2 protein-coding genes are annotated in these 2665 nt (G+C 71.4%); both read left to right on the forward strand.

The window, feature by feature from the left end:
• Nucleotides 1-522 (forward strand): SOUL family heme-binding protein (locus AB4Y86_RS16340; RefSeq protein ID WP_441403228.1); only part of this gene is annotated, 522 nt, incomplete at its 5' end.
• 63 nt (nt 523-585) lie between these two features.
• A partial coding sequence (locus AB4Y86_RS16345; RefSeq protein ID WP_441403229.1) for a Tex family protein occupies nt 586-2665 on the forward strand: 2080 nt, incomplete at its 3' end.

The following is a 2665-nucleotide window of genomic DNA, read 5'->3' on the forward strand; positions in this document are numbered from 1 at the left end:
GCCTTCCGGCACCTGTTCAACTACATCAGCGGCAGCAACACCGGCGGACAAAAGCTGGCGATGACCGCCCCGGTCCTCCAAGCAACGGGAAGCCGGGACAGCGGGAACCAGGGCGCGGGCTCGGCACAGAAGCTCGCGATGACCGCTCCGGTGCTGCAAAGCGGCCCGCTGCCTGGCGGCGCCGGTCCCGCAGACTTCGTGGTCGCCTTTGTGCTCCCCGCGGGACTGACCCCGGAGACGGCACCAACCCCGGCCAACCCCGACGTCAAGATCAGGGCCGTCCCCGGGTCCCTGGCCGCCGTCCTCCGCTTCTCCGGCAGCGGAACGGCGGCAGTCTTCGGGCGGCGCAACGACGGGCTGCAGGCGGCGCTGACCCTGGCCGGGCTGACTGCCGTGGGCCCGCCACGGTTCGCCCGCTTCGACCCGCCGTTCAAACCGTGGTTCCTCCGCCACAACGAGGTGGTCCAAGACGTGCAGGAACCCCGCGCCGCCGCGGGGACGCCGGGCACCGGACCGGAGTAAGGCAGCGGTAGGGGCGAGGTAAGGCAAAATGGGCAGGTGAGCCAACTCCCGCAGCACCCCGCCATGACCTCCCCGATCGAGACCCAGATCGCCGCCGAACTTGGCGTGAAACCCTGGCAGGTGAAGGCGGCCGTGGAGCTGCTCGATGCCGGGTCGACGGTGCCGTTCATCGCCCGTTACCGCAAGGAAGCCACCGGCACCCTGGACGACACCCAGCTCCGCGGGCTCGAGGAGCGGCTGCGCTACCTGCGCGAGCTGGAGGACCGCCGGCGGACCGTCCTGGAGGCGATTGCCGCGCAGGGCGCACTGACCCCCGAACTGCAGGCCGCCGTCGTCGGCGCCGATACGAAGTCGCGGCTGGAGGACATCTACCTCCCGTTCAAGTCCAAGCGCCGCACCAAGGCCCAGATCGCCCGGGAAGCCGGCCTGGAGCCGCTCGCGGATGCCTTGTTGAAGCGGCCGGACCTGGACCCGGAGCGCGAAGCCGCCCGCTACTTGAACGCCGAACATTCCATCGGGGACACTGCTGCCGCGCTGGCCGGCGCCCGGTCCATCCTGGTCGAGCGCGTCGGCCAGGACGCCGACCTGGCCGCCACCCTGCGCGAGCGGCTCTGGACGCAGGGCCGGATGGTGTCCCGCGTGAAGAAGGGCAAGGACGCCGAGGGCCAGAAGTTCAAGGACTACTTCGACTTCAGCCAGGCCCCGTCCGGGATGCCCTCGCACCGGGTCCTCGCGTTGCTGCGCGGCGAGAAGGACGGGGTGCTGGAGCTGGATCTCGCCGAGGCGGAACCGGACGACGACGCCGCCCTGGCCGCCGCCCGCGGCCGTTACGAGGCCGCCGTGGCCAGGTTCCTCGGGGTCGCCGACCGCGGCCGGCCTGCCGATGCCTGGCTGCTGCAGACCGCCCAGGTGGCGTGGCGCTCGCGTGTCCTGGCCCGGCTCAGCGGGGACCTGCGCAGCCGCATGTTCACCGCGGCCGAGGACGAGGCCGTCCGGGTGTTCGCCGCCAACCTCCGCGACGTGCTGCTCGCCGCGCCGGCCGGCAACCGCGCCACCCTGGGCCTGGACCCGGGACTGCGCACCGGGGTGAAGGTCGCCGTCGTGGACGGCACGGGCAAGGTTGTGGCGACGGATACGGTGTACCCGCACGCCCCGGCCCGGAAGTGGCACGAGGCGCTGCGCACGCTGGTGGGCCTGGCCCGGACGCACGGCGTCGAACTCGTCGCAATCGGCAACGGCACCGCCTCCCGCGAGACGGACAAGCTCGCGGCCGAGCTGATCAAGGAACTCAGCGCGGCCGCGGGACAGACGCCGCAAAAACTCGTCGTCTCGGAGGCCGGCGCGTCCGTCTATTCGGCGTCGGCGCTGGCCGCAGCCGAACTGCCCGGCATGGACGTGTCGCTGCGCGGCGCGGTCTCGATCGCCCGCCGGCTGCAGGATCCGCTCGCGGAACTGGTGAAGATCGAACCAAAGTCCATCGGCGTCGGGCAGTACCAGCACGACGTCACGGCGGCCAAGCTGGACCGCAGCCTCGACGCCGTCGTCGAGGACTGCGTTAACGCCGTGGGAGTGGACGTGAACACCGCCTCGCCGGCGCTGCTGAGCCGGGTGGCCGGCGTCGGGCCGCTGCTGAGCGAGAACATTGTGGCGTACCGGAACGAGAACGGCCCCTTCAACAAACGCAGCGAGCTGAAGAAGGTGCCGCGGCTGGGCGCGAAGGCTTTTGAACAGTGCGCCGGCTTCCTGCGGATCACCGGGGGAGCGGAGCCGCTGGATGCGTCCAGCGTGCACCCCGAGGCCTACCCGCTGGCGCGGAAGATCAAGGCGGCGGCGGGCGCGGCGCTGGCCGGTGCGGGGACGTCGGCCGGACCTGCGGGCGGAAACCTGTCCGCGCTGAACCCCCAGGACTTCGTGGACGGCTCCTTCGGCCTGCCCACCGTGCGGGACATCATTGCCGAGCTGGAGAAGCCCGGTCGGGACCCACGTCCCGCGTTTGCGGCGGCGACGTTCCGGGAGGGGATCGAGAAGATTGCCGACCTCAAACCCGGCATGGTGCTCGAAGGCACGGTCACCAACGTGGCGGCGTTCGGTGCGTTCGTCGACGTCGGCGTTCACCAGGACGGCCTCGTGCACGTCTCCGCGC

It is taken from the genome of Arthrobacter sp. 2YAF22_2 (assembly GCF_052114645.1).
GTDB lineage: Bacteria > Actinomycetota > Actinomycetes > Actinomycetales > Micrococcaceae > Arthrobacter.